Source organism: Halomonas sp. DP4Y7-1 (assembly GCF_019800705.1).
Classification (GTDB): domain Bacteria; phylum Pseudomonadota; class Gammaproteobacteria; order Pseudomonadales; family Halomonadaceae; genus Halomonas; species Halomonas litopenaei_A.
On record NZ_JAHVKS010000009.1, the window covers coordinates 101,395 to 122,191 of the forward strand.

Below are 20,797 nucleotides of genomic sequence, written 5' to 3' on the forward strand. Positions count from 1 at the left end.
GCCCGATGCCCAGGGGGGTGGTAAGTGGCGTGATTACTGCTGGTGGATCAAAACGTCCGACTGCCACTGGCGCGGCAGCACCTTGGCGCTCTGTTCCCAGGCGGCGAAGTCCTGAATCGGGCGGGCGCTGGCGTACTGTTCGTTGGGTAGCAGCTTGGCGGCGATCTCGTCGGGCAGGGTCAGGTGCTCGGCGCGGATCGGGCGAGCGTAGCCCTCGGCCAGGTTGAACTGGCCTTCATCGGACAGGATGTATTCACGGGCCAGCTTGGCCGCATTGGGATGCTGGGCGTGTACATTGATGATGGTGGCGTAGCCTGAAGTGACGGAGGCGTCGGACGGAATCACCACCTCGAAGGCGTCGCGGTCGATCTGGTCACGATAGTTCAAGGCGTTGAAGTCCCACAGCAGGGCCACTTCCACTTCGCCCTTCTCCAGGTTGGCGATGGACACGTCAGCCAGCGACAGGCGGCCCTGCTCGGCCAGCTCGGCGAACAGCTCGAGTCCCGGCGCCAGGTTGCCTTCGTCACCGCCTGCCGCATAAGCGGCGGCCAGCACCGCATTGTTGGCCTGGGAGGCCTGGCCTACCGCGCCCACCGACACTGAGTAGTCACCTTCACGTAGATCAGCGAAGGAGCCCGGACGCTGGTCTTCGTCGACCAGGTTCTTGTTGATCATCAGGGCGATGGTGCCGGTGTAGCCGAGCATCCAGTGACCATCCTCGTCCTTGGCCCAGTCAGGGATCTGGTCCCAGGTGGTGGGCTTGTAGGGCTGGGTTACGCCCTGCTGCACGGCGATGGGACCGAAGGCGAAGCCGACATCGCCGATGTCGGCGGTGGCATTCTCACCCTCAGCCTTGAACTTGGCGACTTCCTCGGCGGAACTCATGTCGGTGTCGCTGTGTGCCAGGCCGTAGACGCTGTCCAGGTCAGCCCAGGTGTCCTTCCAGTTGGCCCAGGTGTCGGGCATGCCGACGCTGTCGACGCGGCCTTCCTGCTTGGCGGCCTCGATCAGAGACTCAAGCTCGGCGGAGCTGGCTTGGGCAGCGGTGGACATCAGGCCAACGCAGGCCAGGGCGGTCAGGGTCGGGTAACGCAGAGAAGTGACGTTCACGGGAGGGTCTCCGGGTCAGGGGGCGTGAAGGCGACGGAAACCGGTGTGCGTTTCTGGTCTAGATCAGTTTCCGTTGTGCCTAACCCTAAGGAGCCTTCATGACAGCGCTGTGTCAGTGTGATGGCAGTCTTGTCTCAATCCCCGGTTGGCGATAAAGCCTTCGGCAGCCACTACGGCATCACGAGTGTCACCACGATGTCATGGAGAAGTCACTAGACTGTGGCGTATGGCTCAATTGGTCTATACCAGCTGGATAGGTGTAGATTGGCGAGCGTCATTTTTTCTCTTATTTACCATCGGTATGTGCATGGATCGATCGCTGCAAGAGCGCCTCAAACCGGTGCTGGCTGAGGCTCGAAGTGAGAAGGGGCGCCGGCTTCCCAGCGAGCGCGAGTTGATGACCCGCTTCGGGACGACGCGTATCACGTTGCGCGAAGCGCTCAATGCGCTGGAGGCAGAAGGGCGGGTCTATCGCGAGAATCGGCGCGGCTGGTTTGTGTCGCCGCCACGGCTTCGCTATGACCTGCTGGCCTGCCTGCCGTTTCACGAGATGGTGCGCTCCCAGCAGCGCAGTGCCCGCACCCTGCTGCTGAGTGCCGAAGAGGTCATGGCCCCCGCAGTGGTCGCTCGGCGTTTGGGTATTGCCGAACACGCGCCGGTCTATCGAATCTGTCGTGCCCGACTAGTGGACGAGCGTCGGGTGCTCTATGTCGAGCATCATCTGCTGCCAAGCTGTTTTCCACAGATTCTCGAGTTCGACCTGGCGCGGGAGTCGCTGACCGAGCTTTACCGGCGCGAGTACGGCATCCGGGTTGGCCGGGTCAGCTATGAGCTTGGCACCTGCGTGCTGTCCAGCGCCGGCGCCGATGCGCTGAACGCCGTGCGAGGCAGTCCCGCCCAGCGCATTTCCCGCATCAATCATGACCAGAACGGCCGAGCCATCGACTGCGACGACGAGTACTGGCGTCACGACGCCATCGAGCTCACCCTGTCTGCTGCCCCCCAGGGGGGATGACGCCATCCGCACGTCATGATGGCGACGCTATACCGCCGGTGGCCGTTCCTCCAGCAGATGCCACAGCGGCGCCGCGGCCCTCTGCTCGTCCCGATGCCGATAGCAGGCCACCACCAGCCGGGGCCCACCTAGCGTATCCAGCAGCGATACCAGCTTGCCGCTTTCCAGGTCCTCTTCAATCAGTCCGTGGGGAAGCCAGCCGATACCCAGCCCCGCCAGAGCGAGCTGGCGGATACCGATGGTAAAGGCGGTCTCGCACACCAGCTCGATCTCGTAATGACGCTGGGCATCCAGCAGGTAGGGGGTCGCCAGCGCCTGGCCCAGAAAGCTGTCGGTGTCGTAGCCGATCAGCGGCAGTCGTTGTCCCTGCTCCAGCGGGTGCAGCGGGCCGCCGTGATGGTCCGGGGCGCACACCGGCAGCAGCCTCTCAGCACCCAGCGCGAGACGTTCGATGGTGGTGCTGTCGTCGAACAGGGGCGCCCCCTCGAGCTCGGAACACAGCAGCAGGTCGGCCTTGCCCTGCTCAAAGTCGCGAATGCATACGCTGCGGTCCGACGAGGTGATCTGCAGTCCGACCTCAGGCGCGTGATGACGCAAGTGGCGCAACAGCCGCGGCAGGTAGCTGACGGTCAGGGTGTGCTGGGTGGTCAGGATGGCCCTGGGTCCCTGGCGGGCATCGCTTCGAAGGCGACTGCGCATGGCATAGAGGCGGGCCAGCCACTCCCTGAGCTGAGGCTCGTAGGTACGCGCATGGGCAGTCAGCTCCAGCCGTGGGGAGCGCCTATCGATCAGTGCGACTCCCAGCCACTCCTCGAGTTGTCTGATGCGTCGCGAAAACGCCGGTTGGGTGACGTGGCGTCGTTCCGCCGCCTGGGAGAAGGTTCCTGCCTCGATAAGCTCGAGAAAATCCTCTATCCACTCGATCTTCATTGGTGTTTTTGTCTGTTGTTGTAGCTGCCGGCCAGGCAGGAGTCGTGGCTATGCAAAAATTTAACAGCTGACGAGCAACTTGGCATTGGTGGCAGGTCGTGGGCGGCCTTTAAGGTGAGATGACACGTTCTCTGACGGGCCTCGCGTCTGTCATCTCATGGAAGAACGTCATAACGAGAGCACGCCAATGCCAACAATGACTCGCCTGGAGGCCCGTATGCACCTGTCCCGTTTTCCCCGTGTCCGTCTCGGCCATATGCCCACCCCGCTGGAGCCGATGGACAACCTGAGCAAGCTGTTGGGCGGCCCGCGCCTGTGGATCAAACGTGACGACTGCACCGGCCTGTCCACCGGCGGCAACAAGACGCGCAAGCTCGAGTTCCTGATGGCCGATGCCCTGGAAAAGGGCGCCGATACCATCATTACCCAGGGTGCCACCCAGTCCAACCACGCCCGCCAGACCGTGGCCGCCGCCTGCAAGCTGGGCCTTGGCTGTCACATCCTGCTGGAAGACCGCACCGGCAGTGAAGACCCCAACTACAACCACAACGGCAACGTCTTCCTTGATCAGCTCCACGGCGCCAGCGTCGAGAAGCGCCCGGGCGGTGCCGACATGGCTGCCGAGATGGAAGGCCTGGCCGATCGCCTGAAGAGCGAAGGCAAGAGGCCTTACATCATCCCTGGCGGCGGCTCCAACGAGATCGGCGCCCTGGGCTACGTTAACGCCGCCCTGGAGCTGCTGGCTCAGGCCAACGACATGGGTCTGCGTATCGATCATCTGGTGCATGCCACCGGCAGCGCCGGCACCCAGGCAGGCCTGGTGACCGGCCTGGCCGCCTGCAACGCCGGCATCCCGGTGCTCGGCATCGGCGTGCGCGCGCCCAAGGACAAGCAGGAGGCCAACGTCTTTGCCCTGGCCCAGAAGACCGAAGCCAAGCTGGGCCTTTCCGGCGTGGTCAGCCGCGAGCAGGTGGTTGCCAACTGCAACTACGTGGGCGAGGGCTACGGAGTGCCCACCGACAGCATGATCGAGGCGGTCACCCTGCTGGCCCGACACGAAGGCATCCTGCTGGACCCGGTTTACTCCGGCAAGGGCATGGCCGGGCTGATCGACCTGATCCGCCAGGGCCATTTCAAGGAAGGCGAGAACGTGGTCTTCCTGCACACCGGCGGCGCCGTCGCGCTGTTCGGCTATCCCGATGCCTTCGGCTTTGCAGATTACAGAGGCTGAGGTCTGGCGGTATGACTGGCCCGGTCTCGCGCATCAACAATGACAACAATATGAGGTAACCCATGAAGACATTACCCGCTCTCACCCTTATGGCTTCCGCGTTGGCAGTGGTCACCAGCTCCGCTCAGGCACAGACCACACTGCGGCTATCGACCTACGTGAACAAAGTGGATATTCGCTATGAAGGCTTCGAGAAGTTTGCGGAGCTCGTGGCGGAAAAAACCGATGGAGAAGTCAACGTAGAGATATTCCCTTCATCGACCCTGCATGGGTGGAGTGAAGGGGTGGATGCTGTGACTGGTGGGATCGCCGACATCGCCTGGATCCCAGCAGATAATCGTCTTCCCTGTTATCGGGTGACGTCACTTTATCCAGCGCTGGTGGACCTTGAGCGTCAGCATGAACTGGATGCGGCCTATACCGATATCGTACGTGACGAGGCCGCCGAGGCCGGCCTGGTTCCCGTGTTCAATTCCAACTACTCCTACGATCAGGAGTGGTGGTTCCAGGAATCTATCTCTGACATTACCCAGTTGGACGGGCAACTGGTGCGCTCCATCGGTCCGCTGGTCAGCCTGATGATCACGTCCTGGGGTGGGGAGCCAGTGTTTGTCTCACCCAATGAGGTCTTCCAGTCTGCCGAGCGAGGGGTGGTGGACGGTATCAATATGGGGGTGGCCACGTACAGCTCGTGGCAGTTGTGGGACGTAATGCCGTACATGGTCAACGCCTCACTGTTCTACGGCAACATCCAGTACATGATGAACAAGCGCAAGTTCGATGACCTTGATGGGGCATCTCAGCAGGCGTTGCTGGATGCCGCCCGAGAAGCAGAGGCGTGGCTCAAGCCCCGCTATGAAGGGTGGGTCAATGAACGAGTGGGCCAGGCCGTGATGCAGGGTGGTGGTGCCGCCGTGTCGTTGAATGAAGAGGCAAGTGCGGACATTGTTGCCTCCATTGCCGGAGAGTGGGAGCCCACCGTCGCAGACTCATGTGGGCCTGAGCGAGCCGACGCCATCAAGGCATTGTTTGCGGATTATCGCCGCTGATGCTCAACCGGGCGTGCACTCTGGTGGTGACGAATAGCGCCGGAGTGCCGTTCACTACTGGGTCAGTCTTCTCGCTCAATGAGGGATGGCATGGACTATCCGGGAGGCTTGTATGTCACAACGACTCGATACCGCACTCGATCGCCTGGCGCTGGGATGTGCCCTGGCGGGGGGATCAATCATTCTGGTGCAGGCGCTATGGATGAGCTGGGGGGTATTTTCCCGTTATGTGTTGAACTCCCCTGACAGGATGGTGACCGAGGCAACCGCGTTATTGTTGTTTCCGGTAGCCTTTGCTGGGCTTGGCTACGCCATGCGGCGTGATGCCTACCCGAAGGTGACCATGTTGCTGGATATCCTGCCTGGCACCGTACGCCGCTGGGTTCAAGCCTTCAACTTGGTGGTGATGGCGCTGATAGGTCTGTGGTTCATGTACGTATCCTTCTCCGCCACCATGAATACGCTGGCGTCTGGGGCGGCGTCGGAGATCCTGCTGTGGCCGAGGGTCTATTTCTGGATTCCAGTGCTGTTTGCCATGGTCACGTTCTGCTGTTGCGTTCTGCATCGGCTATTGCAGCAGATCTCCGGGGACGAAGTGGTTGCCAATACCAAGCAGGGGATTCGGTGATGGAATGGTATACGGTAGGTATTGGGCTATTTGTCCTGTTGATGGGGCTGGTCAGCATCGGGGTCCCGATTCCCTTTGCCTTGGCTGGTGCGGCGCTACCTTTTCTATGGCACATACAGAGTTTCCCCACCGCTGTGGTTAGCAGTGAGCTGCAGCTATGGGGTGTTTGGGTTAACTACATTCTTCTGGCAATTCCTCTCTTTGTCTTCCTGGGCGAATTGATCGGACGATCGCGCATCGGCTCGGACCTGTATCGTTTCCTGCATAGCGGCGTCAACGTCAGAGGGTCTGCTGCCTACGGTAGCATCGGGGCCTGTGCGGGCTTCGGAGCGGTGTCCGGGTCCAGTATGGTGGGCTCCCTGACCATCGGTGGGGTGGCGCTTTCTGAAATGCTGCGGCTCAAGTACGACCGCCGACTGGCTAGTGGCATCTTGGCTGCCGGCGGTACCTTGAGCGTATTGATCCCGCCGAGTCTGATCATGATCTACTACGGCATTGTGACCGACCAGTCGATCGGCAACCTGTTTATCGCCGGCATTATTCCCGGTATCGCGCTGACCACCATGTTTGTGGTGATTGTCTTCATCTGGTCTCGGCTATGTCGTGCCCATGTGCCGGCTGCCGATGACTCCCACACACTGTCTAAGGGGCGTGTGGCGGTAACCCTGGTCACGATCGGACTGATCGGCTTCATCATCATCGCCGCGATCTATACCGGCCTTGCAACCCCCACTGAAGCGGCGGCGGTGGCGGTAGTGGTGACCTTTGTGCTGACGGCATGCTTCGGAGGACTGACTGCAGCTGGCTTCGTTGAGGCGTTGAAACGCACCATGCTGACCATGGGCTACCTGGGTCTGCTGCTGTCCGCGGGCACTTTGTTTGGCTTTGTCGTCACCTATTACCGGATCCCCGATGAACTGACTTCGCTGATCACCTCCATGGGGCTATCCCCTTACGTGATTCTGCTGGTCATTCTGTTGCTGTATATCGTGCTCGGCATGTTCCTCGAGCCTGTCTCGATGACCTTTATCACCTTGCCTACGGTGTTTCCGCTAGTGTCGGCGGCGGGCTTTGACCTGATCTGGTTCGGGGTCGTCTACACCGTGATCATGGAAATCGCCGTGCTTACTCCTCCCGTTGGCCTCAACCTCTACGTCATTCAGGGGCTGGCGAAGGATGAAGTGTCCGTTGGTGATGTCATTATTGGCTCGCTTCCCTTTATTGGTGCTTTGGTACTGCTAATCGCTGCGCTTCTTCTAGTACCGGATATCGCGCTGTGGTTGCCGGAGGTGATGCAATGAGCCGTGATACGATGTCTCCTGCCGAGGCAGCGCCTTTGGTGCTGGTTCATGGGTTCTTGAGTGGTAGCAGTTACTGGGCGCCAGTGAGAGATGCTTTGGAAAGTGGGCGCCAGATTATCGCTGTCGATCTACCTGGTTTTGGCAAACGTTGTCACGAACCTGCCGTTGACAGTATCCCGGGCTTTGCCAGTTTCGTTTTAGCCGAGATGGACCGCCTGGGCGTTGACCGGTTCGCACTGCTGGGCCACTCCATGGGTGGCATGATTGCTCAGGAAATAGCGCACAAGGCTCCGCAGCGGGTCGAGGTGCTAATCCTGTTTGGCACTGGACCCGAGGGTGAGCTTCCTGGTCGGTTCGAGCCTATCGCCGAGTCACGGCGTAAGGTGATCGAACAGGGTACGGGACCAACCGTCTCCTACATCGTGTCCAACTGGTATGTGAAGGGCACGCAAGATCCGTGGTTTGCACCGTCGCTTGGGCTCGCTGAACTAGCGTGCGAGGCGGCGGTACTTGGCGGTCTCACCGCCATGGAGTCCTGGAGAGGCGTGGACTTTCTATCGCGACACACGATGCCGACGCTGGTGATCTGGGGCGATCAGGATCGGGCTTACCCTATCTCGCAAGAACTGGCGCTATGGCAGGGAATAAGCAGCGCCAGGCTCGCGGTTATTCCTGATGCGGGGCATAACGCCCATCATGAAAAGCCAGAGCTGTTCTGTGCTTTACTCGATGATTTTTTAGCTCACCATCACATAAGTTGATGTGAATTTCCGCCTTTTAAAGACGAACTCGCGAAGCACGATTTGGTGGTTTCACTTTCTTTCTTTTCATGACGCCTGGCAATGCAGGACGGCAAAGGTGCGTGCTGGCCGGCGTTGATAAACGCTTTACCCATCCTGAGGATTCTAATAATGACAACATCCACTACGACTCCATCCTTATCCTTCCGAGGGGGCACCCTCGGCGCCCTGGCACCACTAATCCTGCTGGTGGTGGGGCTGGTCTACCTATCGGTATTCGAACGCGCTGGAACCAAGCCGTTCTGGGCCTGCGCCTGGGTGGCCATGGGCGTCGGTCTGTTTCTCTGTCGACAGCGCACCGCTTATTGCGACAGTCTGCTCAAGGGAATGGGAAACTCCACCGCAACGGCGATTATCGCGCTGTGGCTGCTGGCCGGTGTATTCGGCAAGTTGATGGCCGCGGGTGGCTTGATCGATGGTTTGATGTGGCTAGGCGCGTCCATTGGTGCAGAGGGGGCCACCTTTACCCTGATTGCCTTCGCTATGGCCATGGTATTTGCTCTCGGTACGGGGACGAGTACCGGCACCGTCATTGGCCTGTCACCGGTGCTGTACCCGGCGGGGGTGATGTTGGGAGCCGACCCGTCCATGCTGGCGGTGGCGATCCTGTCCGGTGCTGCCTTTGGTGACAACCTGTCTCCGGTGTCGGATACCACCATCGTCTCTTCCTACACCCAGGGTGCCGAGATCGCGATGTGATCCGTACCCGGCTGCCATTGGCGCTGTCGGCAGCAGGCATATCCATGGTGATCTTCATGCTGTTCGGCGCCAGTGGTGAGGCGTCTTCCGCAACGGCCGAGGTGCCGACCGGTCATGTCTCGGGACTGGTCATGCTGATTCCGCTGGCGGCGGTGGTGGTGTTCGCGATGAAGCGCCGCCATATTGTCGAGGCGATGTTTATCGGCAACCTGGTGGCCATGGCGTGCGCCCTCGGTATCGGTGCCATCGGCCTTGGTGACCTGTTCTCGTTGCCCCAGGCGCGGGGCGAGAGCACCGGGCTGATCGAGAATGGCATTGCGTCGGTGACAGGCGCCGTTCTGTTTGCGTTGATGGTGCTCGCGCTGACGCAGGTGATCCTGGATACCGGTCTGATGGAGCGCCTGCTGGATAGCGCCAAGAAGAAGCTGGTCAAGGACCGCGCCAGTGCCGAGACCAGCATCGTTGCGGTGACCATCGCGGCGTCTACACCGCTGTCGGCCAATGCTCCGGCGCTTCTGTTGGTGGGGCCGGGGCTGGTCAAGAGTCTGGCCCAGCAGTTTGGTATCTCCCCGGCCCGCGCCGCCAACCTGATGGACTGTGCGGTATGTACGGTGTTTTTCCTGCTGCCCTGGCACATCGTGGTAGCGGTGTGGCAGGAGGTTATTGCCGCGACTGCCGTTCAGAATGGTGTGGCAGCGCCGTCGGCGTTTGCTTCCTTCTTCACGCCTTACCCCTGGGCCATGCTGGTGGTGCTGGCGCTATCGATCTGGCTGAGGAAGCGCCGGGCAGGGGCGGATCTCGCCGCGACCGCCTGACTCAGGACGCTGCTGCAGCGATGAAACCAAAAAGGCCCCGACGTTATCGTCGGGGCCTTATCGCTATGGGGGCCGGCGTGTCATCGCTTGCATCATTTATCCAGCGCTTTCTGCGTTAGCAGAGTCGACGGGCGGTGAAGCCAACCATGCTCAAAGCAGCACCCCGAGAGGAACGAAAAAAGGCAGAAGGATAAGACCGAGCAAGCACCAGAACAGCGTCATACCGGAGGATGTCGGTGGTTCAGGCGCTGGACCATACCGGTTCTCACCACTGGAGCCCTTGACGCAGTAGAGCATGATGAAGATTGCAAGATTGACCAATGGAACCAGAGCGAGAAGTAGCAGCCAACCCGATCGATTCTGGTCATTCATGCGGCGTTTGGCTTGAAGAGTCCAAAAGACGGTGAGAGGTATCGAGAGCACGATCGTTACCAATAGTACTGTACCTAGTATTGCTTCTGCTGCTGCTGATTGTGTAGTCACCGCGTAAGCCACAGCGCCTATGTAGGGCCCGTTGACGATCAGAGAGGCCAATGTGGTGCGGTTAAAATAGGTGACCCGACCGATACGGCCACGTGTGGACCACCATCCCGCCTTTTTCTTGGAATCGTGCTGGCTCATAGCTGAGCCATGCTCCGAGTCGGTATTGGAGACTGGTGGGTGGGATGTTTCAGACGTTGTCTGTGGCGAGGTTACCTTCTCTTGGTCTGTAGACATGTGGTCAACTTCCTTGAAGTCGGGTGGGTCTTACATACGACTCGCCGCAGAGGTGTCGGGTGGTGGCGAGGGGGGGCCGTGGTCACCGTGTGGCGTTAAGGTGCGCTGGCGCGTATTGCATGATGGCGACGAACAACGCGATGTGGGCTATCAGCAAGTACCAGAAATGGCGTCGCTCGGAGCGAGTCGGTGGTGGCAATATGGCCGAGCTATGGATAATGGATAGCGTTTGAAGCCATGGAGCGATGCGTGGGATCACGACGGCGTAGCTGAAATCTTAGCGAACGTTAATGGTTGTCGGAATAGGAATTGTCTCACATACTAACTCTACTCAGAAGAAGGTGCGTTATATGGTTTTCTCACTGCTGAAACCTTGGTGATAAGTGTGCCGCGACCCAGGGTCGAAAAAAGACATCTTCATAACGTTAGGGGAAGGTGATGGCTTGCGGAATAGACGATCTCTCCTGGGTTCATAGTATATTCGAAGTACTTTGCACCACCCGGTGGAATGAGGAGGGTCAGTGCCGGTACCCTCCCTACTTTACCGACCAAAGTGAAGCAGATCATGGGTTACCGACAGCTGACTCAGACCCAACGATACCAAATCCACGCCCGCCATGACCCAGTCGGCGGCATCGAAATTCTTCATCTTCCAGGGACGCATTGATACGCCTAGTACGTTAATTTCTCTATGAAATCTTGGAATACAATACCAAGCTGCCAATTATCAGTATTGTCAGCGATATCCAGAATATGGCCATATCGTCATCGGCCGGAGCGGCCGGAGCTTCCCCATAGCGATTTTCGCCTTCTGTCCCCTTCCCAAAGGTTAGCACCCAGGCGAGGATTATGTTGACGATAGGAATCAGGAGAAGAAGAAGTATCCAGCCAGAACTATCTATGTCGTTTGTTCGGCGTTTGCTTTGTATCAGAGAAAAGATAATCCACGGAATGCCAACTAAAACTTGAAATGCTGTAAATGCCTGAGATGTGGTATGGTCTGATGGATAGTACACATTCATACTCATCAGGTACAGGCTAACAGAGATAGCGTAGTATGCGAATCCTGGAATTGCCGTTCGGTTAAAATACGTGACTCTGCCGATGCGTCCATGTGTGGACCACAATCCTGCCTTTTCTCCGGTGCCGTGCTGAGTTATGGCAGAGCCATGTTCCGAATCGGCATTGGAGACTGGTGGGTGTGGTGTTTCAGGCATTGTCTGAGGCGAAGTTGTCGTAGCTTGCTCAGTGGTCATATGATCAGCTTCCTTGCAGTAGGGTGGGGCGAAGATACGACTCGCCGCGGAGATGTCGGGCGTTGGCGAGGGGATTAGCCGTGGTCACAGTGTGGCGTTAAGGTGCACTGGCGCGTATTGCATGATGGCGACGAACAACGCGATGTGAGCTATCAGCAAGTACCAGAAATGGCGCCGCTCGGAGCGAGTCGGTGGTGGCGGCGCGGGGCCAAATCCGTTGCTTCCTGGAGTGCCGCGGGCAAAGATGATGGTGCAGATTAGCCACACATTGACAATAGGAAAGACGGATAAGATTAATGTCCAACCGGACCGGTTCTGGTCATTGAGGCGTCGTTTGGCTTGAAGGGCGACGAAAGCGCCGAGTGCAAGAGAAAAAACAAGATACATGGAACCGATGTAGAAAAATATCTCTAGTGTCATAACGTCTATCGACAGATAGCCGAGTAAGAATGGCAGGTATGAGACGACGTTGTAGATGAGTCCTGCCATCAATGCACGATTGCAGTATTGAAGCCGTCCAATGCGGCCGCGGGGCGACCAGAGTCGGTTACGGCGATGGGCAACATGGTAGAGCGAAAGTGGGGGATGGTGGGACATCGCTGAAGATGATAATAAAGGTAGTTTCCTCATGTTCGCCTCTGCATAGCCAGTAGTCGATAACTTTGTCTTTATTCTTGTTTTCTACCTGCCTTTATTTATTTTTGTCATGCGTTGTCATTATTGTCATTCGTCGGATGTGATGGCTGTTAGTCCACTTGAAATTATGCGCTGGAAAAACTATTTATTATCGCGGAATGTAGGACGCTACTCTGGCTGCCACCGCTTTATGGCCACGATTTAAGCAATAACTAATAGACTGTGGAAGAGGCGTTCTCTTACGAACTAAGCCTTTTGGAAAACTACCCGGGTTGGCATATTTGCCCGTCATTCAGGCTTGCCCGTCGCCGAAGCACGATCACCGACGAGGGAATCAAACGCCAACGCTGCGGTGTAAGCCGTGCGAGCCCCCTGCTGGCAAGCGCCAGCAGGGGGCTGAGGGTGGGGGGATCTACAGGTGAGGGATCAGCCGGCGGGACCAATCAGATGCTTGACCTCGAGGTAGCCGGACATGCCCCAGGGTCCCAGTTCACGGCCAATGCCGCTGGCGCCAAAACCACCCCAACTGGCTTCGGGCATGACCAGCTGCTCCGAGTTGTACCAGATACTGCCGGCACGCAGTGCGCGTCCAACCCGCTTGGCGCGGTCGACATCTGCAGAGATCACGGTGGCGGCAAGTCCGAAGGCGCTGTCGTTGGCAAGCGCGATCGCCTCGGCTTCGCTGTCCACGCTGCGCGCGCACAGCACTGGGCCGAAGATCTCTTCACGCCACAGGCGGCTGTCGGTCGGCACGTCCCGGTACAGGGTCGGGGCGATGAACTCGCCCTGAGCGGGCAGGTCGCGGTGGCGGCCATCGCGCACGACGGTGAGGCCTTCCTCGCGGGCAATCTCAAGATAGCGCTCCACGGCTTCACGCTGTCGGGCACTGGTCATCGGTCCCATGTCGGTGCCTTCGACGAGTGGGTCGCCGAGGGTCAGGGCATCGATCCGACTTGCCAGTGCCTGATAGAGGGGCTCTGCCAGAGACCGATGCACGATCAGGCGTGATGTGGCGGAGCAGATCTGCCCCGAGTTGAAGTAGATCCCGGCCATGACCCAGTCGGCGGCGGCATCCACATCGGCGTCATCCAGTACCAGAATCGGCGACTTGCCGCCCAGCTCCAGAGAAACGCCTCGCACGCCATGGGCCGCGGCCTGCATCACCTTTTCGCCGACCACGTTGCTGCCGGTGAAGGACAGCTTGTCGACTCCCTGGTGGGCCGACAGGGGTGCACCAATGCCCTCGCCATCACCCAGCAACAGGTTGAGTACCCCGGCGGGAAGCTTGATGTCGGCGGCGATCTCAGCGATGGCCACTTCGGGTAGCGGGGTGACTTCGGAAGGCTTGAACACGATGGTGCAGCCCGCCGCCAAGGCGGGAGCGATCTTCCAGGCGCTGGTGACCAGCGGGAAATTCCAGGGCGTGATCAGACCCACGACGCCGGCCGGGTCCTCGTAGAGACGCGCGTCGACCCCTTCCATGGCATGGTCGACGAGGCGGCCCTGGCGGTCTTCCAGCGCGCGTGCCTGGGTGGCGTAGTAGCGATAGCAGGCGATGGCATCGTCGAGGTCGATGGCGGCCTCGGCCAGGGCCTTGCCATTATTGGTCGAAGAGATGCGCATCAGCGCTTCCCGGCGGGACGTCAGGGCCGCGGCAATGGCCTCCAGGTAGTCCGCCCGTCGATGCCCCCCCAGCTCTTGCCAGGCCGGAAGTGCCGCCCTGGCGCTGGCAACGGCGGCGTCGACGTCGGCGGCATCTCCCGCGGTGATTTCGGCAATCTGGGTCTGGCGGTAAGGGTCTGTCACTGCCAGGCGGCGACGACTATGACTGTCGACCCAGGTGTTGTTGATGAACTGTTGTGTCAGTTGTTGCACGAAAGGGCTCCACAAACTCAGGAATGGCGACGCAGCCAGTCGTCGATCAGCGCGTGACAGCGTTCGCCGGAAAAACTGGGAAAATGACCACCATGAACCATGCGGATGGGCAGACGGCGCAGGCGCTCCAGGCTCCTGGCGTAGTCATCCAGGTCGCTGTGATAAGCGTCTTCGATCAGCTCGCCATCATAGAGGATATCGCCACTGATCAGGGTTCCCGTGGACGCCTCCCACAGGGCAATGCCCCCCGGTGAGTGACCGGGAGTATGCACCACCTCGAGTTGACGGTTGCCCAGGTCGAGGATGTCGCCGTCCTCCAGCACCTCGATACGCGGTGGCGCGGCAATGCGATAGCCACTGTGGGCGTAGGGCGCCGGCGGTAGCTCATCGAACATGGCGTCGTCGAGGAAGGCATCGGCCAGGGTGCGGCGGTTGTCGGGACTCGCCAGGATATCGGCTTCGGCGCGATGCACGTGGCAGCAGTCGAACTCATGGGCCGCACCGATATGGTCGAAGTGGGTGTGGCTCGCCACCGCCACGATCTCGCGTTCGGCCAGCAATGCCACCCTCTCGCGAAGCGGCACGGCACCAAGGCCGAAGTCCACGACCAGGTCACGCTCGCGACCTCGCAGGTGCCAGATGTTGCAACGGTAGAACGGTTTGATCGCAGGCTCATCGATCAGGGTGATGTCGTCACCCATGCGCTGAGTACGATACCAGCGGTCGGCGCTTCCCCGGGGCAGGGTAAAGCCCGTCATTGGCAGTGTCCCTTCAGCGGGCGAAGATCCTTGAGGTAGTCCTGGTGAACACGACTCTCATGGATACGCTCGAGATCCAGGTCGACGATCAGCACGGCGGCATCATTGCCGAGCCGGCCCAGCACCTCCCCATCGGGGCCAGCCACCAGGCTGTTACCACAGTAATGCAGGGTGTCCTCGACGCCTGAGCGATTGATACAGGCGACAAAGCGCTGGTTATCCATCGCTCTGGCCCTGATCTGCAGCTGCTGGCGGTCTGCATTGGGCACCATGTTGGCGGTCGGTGACAGAATGACCTCCGCTCCGGCCTGGGCCAGGGCCCTCGCCATTTCCGGAAACTCATTGTCGTAGCAGATCATCAGCCCCAGCTTGCCGAGGCGAGTGTCCACGACGCAGAGCTCGTCACCCGGAGCAAAGTACCGGTGCTCGCGGTCCCACAGCTGGCGCTTGTGGTAGCAGGCAAGCTGGTGGCCTTCGTCATCGAGCAGTACCGCTGAATTGGTGAGGCGGCCGTCGGCCTGGCGCAATGCCAGGCCGAACAGCACATGCAGATGATACTGGCGTGCCAGCGACGCCACGCGATCGACCAGCGCTCCCTCGTCGGCCAGCTCATCGAGGCGGTCAAACACGTTGTAGCCGGTGAGTGCCAGTTCCGGTAATGCCAGGAGGTCGGCGCCGGCGGCTTCGGCTTGTCGGCACAGGCCCTCCAGGGCACTCAGGTTGGCTGCGATATCGCCGGTAACAGGATCCGTCTGGGCCAGCATCAGGCGCATGGGTCAGTCTCCTTGCAGAACGAAACGTCGGCGGGTGAACAGCACGCATCCCAGCCAGTAAAGGCCACCGGTGATCACGAACACCGGCAGTGAGGCACCGATCGACAGCGGGGCGACCAGGGTCCAGTAGGCCGCCAGCAGGGCACCCGCCAGGTAGGCGCAGATGGCGATGGTCGCCGTCGGCCGACCGAGCTGGCGCGGCGAGCGCAGCAGCTCGGCAGTGTAGCCTTCACGGCCGACGAGGTAGTAGTCGACGATCATTACCGAGAAGGCGGGAATGAACAAGGCGCCGATCAGCAGCAGGAAGTTCTGGAACTGATCGAGGATGCCGGGAATCAAGGCGCCGAACACGGTGACCACGCCGATGACCAGCGCCGGCTTCCAGAATGCCATGCCGGGAGAGACGTTCATGCAGGACAGGGTGGCGCTGTAGACCGCCATGACGTTGGTGGTCATCACCGAGAAGAAGATCACCAGCGCGGCCGGCAGGCCAAAGCCGAAGCCGGACAGCAGGCGAGTGGGGTCATAGGTCTGCTCCATGCCGCCGAGCACAGACAGGCCTGACACGGCAGCGCCCAGGCCCATGGCAATCATCGACGCGCAGACATAGCCGCCATATGTGCCAAGCACGGCGATTCGACCGCTCTTGCAGTTGCGGTTGTAGTCGGCAGAGGTCGAAATCCAGGAGAACGCCGTCGCCACCACGATATCGAAGGCAATGCCGAGGGTAATACCGTTGCGGGATTCGACGGGCATCTCGAACAGCGCGCCGACGTCATAGTGCCGGTTGAGCTGATACACCACGCCGGCGGCCAGTACCATCATGGCCAGCGCTGCCCAGCGCTCGATACGCTCGATACCCAGGTGGCCGCGCAACACGATCAACACCACGATGGTTTCGCACAGTACGGTCATCAACGGCAGGTTGGAGTAGCCGGTGGTGGTCTCGATGGCGTAGTTCAGGCTCATGCCGGCCAGCAACGCCTGGATCCAGCTCCAGGCGATCAGAACCGCCATGTTCACCAGGCTGATGATCTTTGAACCGGTAGGCCCGTAGGCGCGACGGCTCAGAGCCATGGAAGGAAGCCCTGTCCGTTGGCCCATCAGGCCCACCAGCAGCAGCGGTATGGCCCCGATCAGCGAGCCGATCAGGACCCAGGTCATGGCCACCGGAAAACGCAGGTCGGGGACCAGCAGCATGCCGGTGAGGATCGTGGTCACCACCACGTTGGCACCGAGCCACAGGGCGAAGGTGGCCGTGGCCCCCATGCTCTTGTGCTGGTGTTCGTCCAGGGTGTCGTGGCCAATCAGCCGCTTCAGCGCATTCATCGAAGAGTCCTTTATGGTTGTGATTATGGTGGTGACTACCTTGGCAGCCACCGGGTAGTGCGACCCGTGCAAGGGCTGATCGGTGGCAGACGACGGGTGATTGCCCAGTTGACCGAACAGCGCCTACGGGATGGCCCGCCAGGGGGGCGGGCAGGGAGCCAATAGCCCCCGTCGACCCACACGTGTCGACGGGGGCGCGGGACATCAGTGTTCGCCCAATGCATCGTTCCAGGCTGCTGCATCGATCTCGATCAACATCGGCCCATCCTTGGGACGATGCTCAAGAGCGCGCGCCAGCCCCGCGGGGTTCCCGACTCGGGTGGCGGCGCAGCCGAAGCCTGCGGCCAGGGTCTGGAAGTCCGGTGCCTGGATATCGACGCCCAGGCGGGTGACGCCAGCGTTATCCATGAAACGGCGGATTTCTTCGTAGCCCTGGTTATGCCACAGCAGCACGATCACCGGCAGGCGCTCTTCGACGGCACAAGCAAGCTCGGACAGGGTGAACATGATGCCGCCGTCGCCGACGAGCGCCACCACGGGCAGCGACGGCTGGCCGAGGCAAGCGCCCATGGCGGCGGGCAGGCCATAGCCGAGGGTGCCGTAGCCGGTGGAGGCATTGAAGAAGCGGCGCGGCGCATCCTGGCTGACCAGATGGTTGGCCGCATAGGTGGTGGCGCAGGAGTCCCCGACCAGAATGGCGCCAGGAAGGTTGTCGCCCAGAGTGTCGAACAGCGGCACGTAGGCGCGGAAGGCCGGATCCGAGGCGAGGGACAGCGCTTCCAGGGCGGCACGGGTACGCGTGTGGCCGTCGCGTTTGAGCGAGCGGCTGGCAAACCGGCGCGCCAGAGCTTTCAGACTCTCGCTGGCATCGGCGACGATGGCCAGGTCAGCATGCTGATTGCGGGCGAGCTGTTGCGGGTCGAGATCGATGCGGATCAGGCGGCCACGCAGCTCGAAGCCATCATCGAACACCACATCGTAGTCTGTCTCTCCCAGCTCTGTGCCAATCGCCAGCACCACATCGGCGTCTCTTGCCAGTTGCCGCACGGCGGGCAACGAGGCATTGGCGCCGAGGTCGAGGGGATGGTCACGACCGAGCAGGCCCTTGGCATTGATGGTAGTGACGGTGGGGGCATCCAGCGCGTCGACCAGCTGACGGGCCGCCTCGGGGGCATCGACACAGCCTCCACCGAGCAGGACCAGCGGCTGGCGTGCCTCGCTTAACCAGGCTTCGGCCTGGTCCAGCGCATCGCTGGCCGGGGCTGCCTTGCTGATGATCGTGCGAGCGGTGCTGCCAGGGGCAGTGACCGGCGCATTGAACAGGTCGATGGGAATTTCGATATGGACGGGGCCCGGGCGAGCACCGTCGAACACCGCAAAGGCGCGCGCCAGGGTTTCCTCAAGGCTGTCGGGATCGAGCACCGTGTGGCTGAAGCGCGAGACGCCAGCGATCAGTTCGCGCTGGCCAGGCAGCTCATGCAGGCGCCCCTGGCCGCGGCCCAGGGTGTCACGGCGATTGACGCTGGAAATCACCAGCATCGGCACCGAGTCTGCCAGCGCCTGTCCCATGGCGGTCGCGATGTTGGTCATGCCGGGACCGGTGATGATGAAGCACACGCCGGGCTTGCCGGTGGAGCGTGCGTAACCATCCGCCATAAAGCCGGCACCCTGCTCGTGGCGCGGCGTGACGTGGCGAACGCCGCTGTCGTTGCCGCCTTCCAGGCCGCGATAGAGTTCGATGGTGTGGACGCCGGGGATACCGAAGACGGTGTCCACGTCGTAGGTATCGCGCAGCAGGCGAATCAGCAGTTCAGCGCAGGTCATACGGTGCTTCCTTGGGACATGGGGGGAGTGAGGGCGGGGTCCGGGGCCAGCGAGTAGGGCGCCCGGGCAAAGATCCGCCGAACCATGGGCTCGAAGTGCGATAGCGGTAGCGTGTCATAGTCCGGGTCGAACGAAGGACAATCCCAGTCCCGGCAGAACGCCTCGCAGTCGGCGAACCAGGGGTGACCGCGGAAGCGCTCCCTGGCGTCCTTGTCGCCACCGACCTTGTCCCAGTAGTAGTGGCCCTGGAAGACATCGTGGTGCTGAATGATCCAGTGGGTCTTCTCACTGACGAAAGGGCGCAGGATCGAGGCCGCATAGGCGGCGTGGTCGAACAGCGCCAGTTCATCGCCGATATCATGCAGCAGGGCAGCGACAATCATTTCTTCATCGGCACCGGCGCGCTCAGCGCGGGTTGCGCTCTGCAGACAGTGATCGAGCCGGCTGATCTGGTAGGGCTGGTGACCCTCGCCCAGGCGGGCAAGGGTCGTCAGGATGGTGTCGGGAAGTCCGGCCAGGTAGTCAGCGTCGTGGGCGGCGATCAGCGCCCAGTCCTCTGCAGTGCTTTCATCGATGCGGGTGAAGGCCGCCTTGCCGGCGGCCTGTGAGTCGTTGGAAGTCATCTCGGGTTTTCTCCCCTGTCAGCCCACCAGCCAGTGGGCCATGACGACGATGATCGGCAGCGTGATGGCGGTGCGCAGCAGGAAGATCACGACCAGCTCCCACAGCTTGAGGGGGATCTTGGACTTGAGCAGCAGCGCGCCGATTTCCGACATGTAGATCAACTGGGTCAGCGACAGACAGGCGATGACAAAACGCGTCAGCTCGCTTTCGATATCGCTGGCCAGTACCGCCGGCAGGAACATGTCGGCGAAGCCCACCAGGGTGGCGGGAGCCGCAGCCTCGGCTTCCGGCAGACCCATCCACTCCAGCACCGGCACCATCGGCATGGACAGCCAGGTAAACAGCGGCGTGAATTCCGCCAGCACCAGCGCGACGGTGCCGATGGCGATGACCAGCGGCAGCAGACCGAAGAAGATATCGGCCACGTTGAACAGTGCCAGGCGGGCAAGCTTGGCCGGTCCCGGAGCGGTTTCGGCGCGGGCGACGGCAATGCCCAGGCTGTAGCGCAAGAGGCTCTGGTTACTGGTGTTCTCTTCCTGAATCTGGCAGCCCACGGGCTCGTAGTAGGTATTCGCCTTGCGCGACAGCGGCGGCAGGCGAGGGATGATGACTGCGGCCACCAGACCTGCCACGACCACGGTCAGGTAGAAGGGCACGAACAGATGATTGATGCCGATAAAACTGGTCACCAGCAGCGCAAAGGCGATGGAGACGATGGAGAAGTTGGTGGCGATGGCAGAGGCTTCGCGAGCGTTGTAGTAGCCCTGCTCATACTGCTGAGTGGTGATCAGCACGCCTACGGTGCCGGAGCCCATCCAGGACGCCGTGGCATCGATGGCGCTGCGGCCGGGCAGGCCAAAGATCTTGCGGAACGGGGTGCGCACCATGGAGCCAATGAACTCCATGAAACCGAAGTCGACCAGGAAAGGCAGCAGAATGGCGGCGAAGAAGAAGAAGGTCAGCAGCACCGGCGCAAGGTCGTTGAGCATCACTCCGCCAGTGAAGGAGGCGGTGATCATCTCGGGCCCGACCTGGAAGTAGGTCATCAGGGCAAAGAGGGCGCCCAGCGCGCGCATGACGACCCACAGCGGCGCGATGTCGAACAGCTCTTTCAGGGCACCTTGGCTAGCCCAGCCGGGCTTGGTCAGCTTGACCAGCAGCGTCAGCACCAGCGATAGCGTGAGCACCACCGTGGCAATGGCCGGCAGCGCATCGCCAAGCGTGGCCTTGAGCCAGTCGGCGGCCAAGCCCATGCCGATATTGATGGTGTCGCCTACGGAGAAAGGTACCAGGAACAGCAGGATGCCGATCACAGACGGGATCAGGAACTTGAGCAGACCGTGGGTGCTTAGCTTGCCCCCTTCGGTGGTGATCTTGTCGGCAGAGTGCAGATGGGAAGACATGGGAGGGTCACTCTTTGATGTTGT

General features: G+C 60.8%; 20 protein-coding genes. 8 read left to right on the forward strand and 12 right to left on the reverse strand.

Annotated features, from left to right (window positions below):
• Window positions 1-33 precede the first annotated feature (33 nt).
• Complete coding sequence (locus KUV72_RS16315) at window positions 34-1,110, reverse strand: ABC transporter substrate-binding protein (protein ID WP_315857918.1); 1,077 nt, start codon at window positions 1,108-1,110, stop codon at window positions 34-36.
• 307 nt (window positions 1,111-1,417) lie between these two features.
• Here KUV72_RS16315 and KUV72_RS16320 point away from each other — a divergent pair, with 307 nt between their 5' ends.
• On the forward strand, window positions 1,418-2,125 hold the full coding sequence (locus KUV72_RS16320; protein WP_261317537.1) for a UTRA domain-containing protein: 708 nt from the start codon (window positions 1,418-1,420) through the stop codon (window positions 2,123-2,125).
• Between the two features lie 27 nt (window positions 2,126-2,152).
• On the opposite strand, the gene KUV72_RS16325 is transcribed toward KUV72_RS16320, so the two are convergent.
• Window positions 2,153-3,055, reverse strand: coding sequence for a LysR family transcriptional regulator (locus KUV72_RS16325; RefSeq protein WP_222239093.1), 903 nt, complete (start codon window positions 3,053-3,055; stop codon window positions 2,153-2,155).
• 187 nt (window positions 3,056-3,242) lie between these two features.
• Between KUV72_RS16325 and KUV72_RS16330 the strand changes: the two genes are divergently transcribed.
• The 7 genes from KUV72_RS16330 to KUV72_RS16360 all read left to right on the forward strand — a co-directional run bounded on the left by KUV72_RS16330 (window position 3,243) and on the right by KUV72_RS16360 (window position 9,578).
• On the forward strand, window positions 3,243-4,286 hold the full coding sequence (locus KUV72_RS16330; protein WP_261317538.1) for a D-cysteine desulfhydrase: 1,044 nt from the start codon (window positions 3,243-3,245) through the stop codon (window positions 4,284-4,286).
• 62 nt (window positions 4,287-4,348) lie between these two features.
• Window positions 4,349-5,335, forward strand: a complete 987-nt coding sequence (dctP, locus tag KUV72_RS16335) for a TRAP transporter substrate-binding protein DctP (protein ID WP_222239094.1) — start codon at window positions 4,349-4,351, stop codon at window positions 5,333-5,335.
• Between the two features lie 112 nt (window positions 5,336-5,447).
• A complete protein-coding gene (locus tag KUV72_RS16340) occupies window positions 5,448-5,963 on the forward strand; it encodes a TRAP transporter small permease (RefSeq protein WP_222239095.1) in 516 nt (171 codons plus the stop codon).
• Window positions 5,963-7,264 (forward strand): TRAP transporter large permease, encoded by a 1,302-nt coding sequence (locus KUV72_RS16345; RefSeq protein ID WP_222239096.1) that lies wholly within the window; start codon window positions 5,963-5,965, stop codon window positions 7,262-7,264. The genes KUV72_RS16340 and KUV72_RS16345 overlap by 1 nt, the downstream gene beginning before the upstream one ends.
• Window positions 7,261-8,025: an alpha/beta fold hydrolase gene (locus KUV72_RS16350; RefSeq protein WP_222239097.1), complete on the forward strand. Its 765-nt coding sequence runs from the start codon at window positions 7,261-7,263 to the stop codon at window positions 8,023-8,025. Before KUV72_RS16345 ends, KUV72_RS16350 begins: the two co-directional genes overlap by 4 nt.
• Before the next feature lie 150 nt (window positions 8,026-8,175).
• The gene (locus KUV72_RS16355; RefSeq protein WP_222239098.1) at window positions 8,176-8,763 is read left to right on the forward strand and encodes a Na+/H+ antiporter NhaC family protein; all 588 of its coding nucleotides are present in this window, start codon (window positions 8,176-8,178) and stop codon (window positions 8,761-8,763) included.
• Window positions 8,760-9,578, forward strand: coding sequence for a hypothetical protein (locus KUV72_RS16360; protein ID WP_222239099.1), 819 nt, complete (start codon window positions 8,760-8,762; stop codon window positions 9,576-9,578). Before KUV72_RS16355 ends, KUV72_RS16360 begins: the two co-directional genes overlap by 4 nt.
• Window positions 9,579-9,728: 150 nt before the next feature.
• On the opposite strand, the gene KUV72_RS16365 is transcribed toward KUV72_RS16360, so the two are convergent.
• From KUV72_RS16365 to KUV72_RS16410, 10 genes are all read right to left on the reverse strand, one after another.
• Window positions 9,729-10,295, reverse strand: a complete 567-nt coding sequence (locus KUV72_RS16365) for a DUF805 domain-containing protein (protein WP_222239100.1) — start codon at window positions 10,293-10,295, stop codon at window positions 9,729-9,731.
• A gap of 689 nt (window positions 10,296-10,984) precedes the next feature.
• Window positions 10,985-11,551, reverse strand: a complete 567-nt coding sequence (locus KUV72_RS16370) for a DUF805 domain-containing protein (protein ID WP_222239101.1) — start codon at window positions 11,549-11,551, stop codon at window positions 10,985-10,987.
• An 84-nt stretch (window positions 11,552-11,635) separates the two neighbouring features.
• Window positions 11,636-12,181 (reverse strand): DUF805 domain-containing protein, encoded by a 546-nt coding sequence (locus KUV72_RS16375; RefSeq protein ID WP_222239102.1) that lies wholly within the window; start codon window positions 12,179-12,181, stop codon window positions 11,636-11,638.
• 432 nt (window positions 12,182-12,613) lie between these two features.
• Window positions 12,614-14,062, reverse strand: a complete 1,449-nt coding sequence (locus tag KUV72_RS16380; protein ID WP_206944066.1) for an aldehyde dehydrogenase family protein — start codon at window positions 14,060-14,062, stop codon at window positions 12,614-12,616.
• 17 nt (window positions 14,063-14,079) lie between these two features.
• Entirely contained in the window at window positions 14,080-14,820 is a 741-nt protein-coding gene (locus tag KUV72_RS16385; RefSeq protein ID WP_222239103.1) for an MBL fold metallo-hydrolase, read from the reverse strand.
• Window positions 14,817-15,593: a carbon-nitrogen hydrolase family protein gene (locus KUV72_RS16390; protein WP_206944062.1), complete on the reverse strand. Its 777-nt coding sequence runs from the start codon at window positions 15,591-15,593 to the stop codon at window positions 14,817-14,819. Before KUV72_RS16390 ends, KUV72_RS16385 begins: the two co-directional genes overlap by 4 nt.
• 3 nt (window positions 15,594-15,596) lie before the next feature.
• Window positions 15,597-16,922: a purine-cytosine permease family protein gene (locus tag KUV72_RS16395; RefSeq protein WP_222164096.1), complete on the reverse strand. Its 1,326-nt coding sequence runs from the start codon at window positions 16,920-16,922 to the stop codon at window positions 15,597-15,599.
• 204 nt (window positions 16,923-17,126) lie between these two features.
• Window positions 17,127-18,746, reverse strand: a complete 1,620-nt coding sequence (locus KUV72_RS16400; RefSeq protein WP_222239104.1) for a 5-guanidino-2-oxopentanoate decarboxylase — start codon at window positions 18,744-18,746, stop codon at window positions 17,127-17,129.
• Window positions 18,743-19,369 carry an HD domain-containing protein gene (locus KUV72_RS16405; protein WP_222239105.1) on the reverse strand — a complete coding sequence of 209 codons (627 nt, stop codon included), beginning with the start codon at window positions 19,367-19,369 and terminating at the stop codon, window positions 18,743-18,745. The genes KUV72_RS16400 and KUV72_RS16405 overlap by 4 nt, the downstream gene beginning before the upstream one ends.
• A gap of 18 nt (window positions 19,370-19,387) precedes the next feature.
• The gene (locus tag KUV72_RS16410; RefSeq protein ID WP_222239106.1) at window positions 19,388-20,773 is read right to left on the reverse strand and encodes a YjiH family protein; all 1,386 of its coding nucleotides are present in this window, start codon (window positions 20,771-20,773) and stop codon (window positions 19,388-19,390) included.
• Window positions 20,774-20,797: the final 24 nt, after the last annotated feature.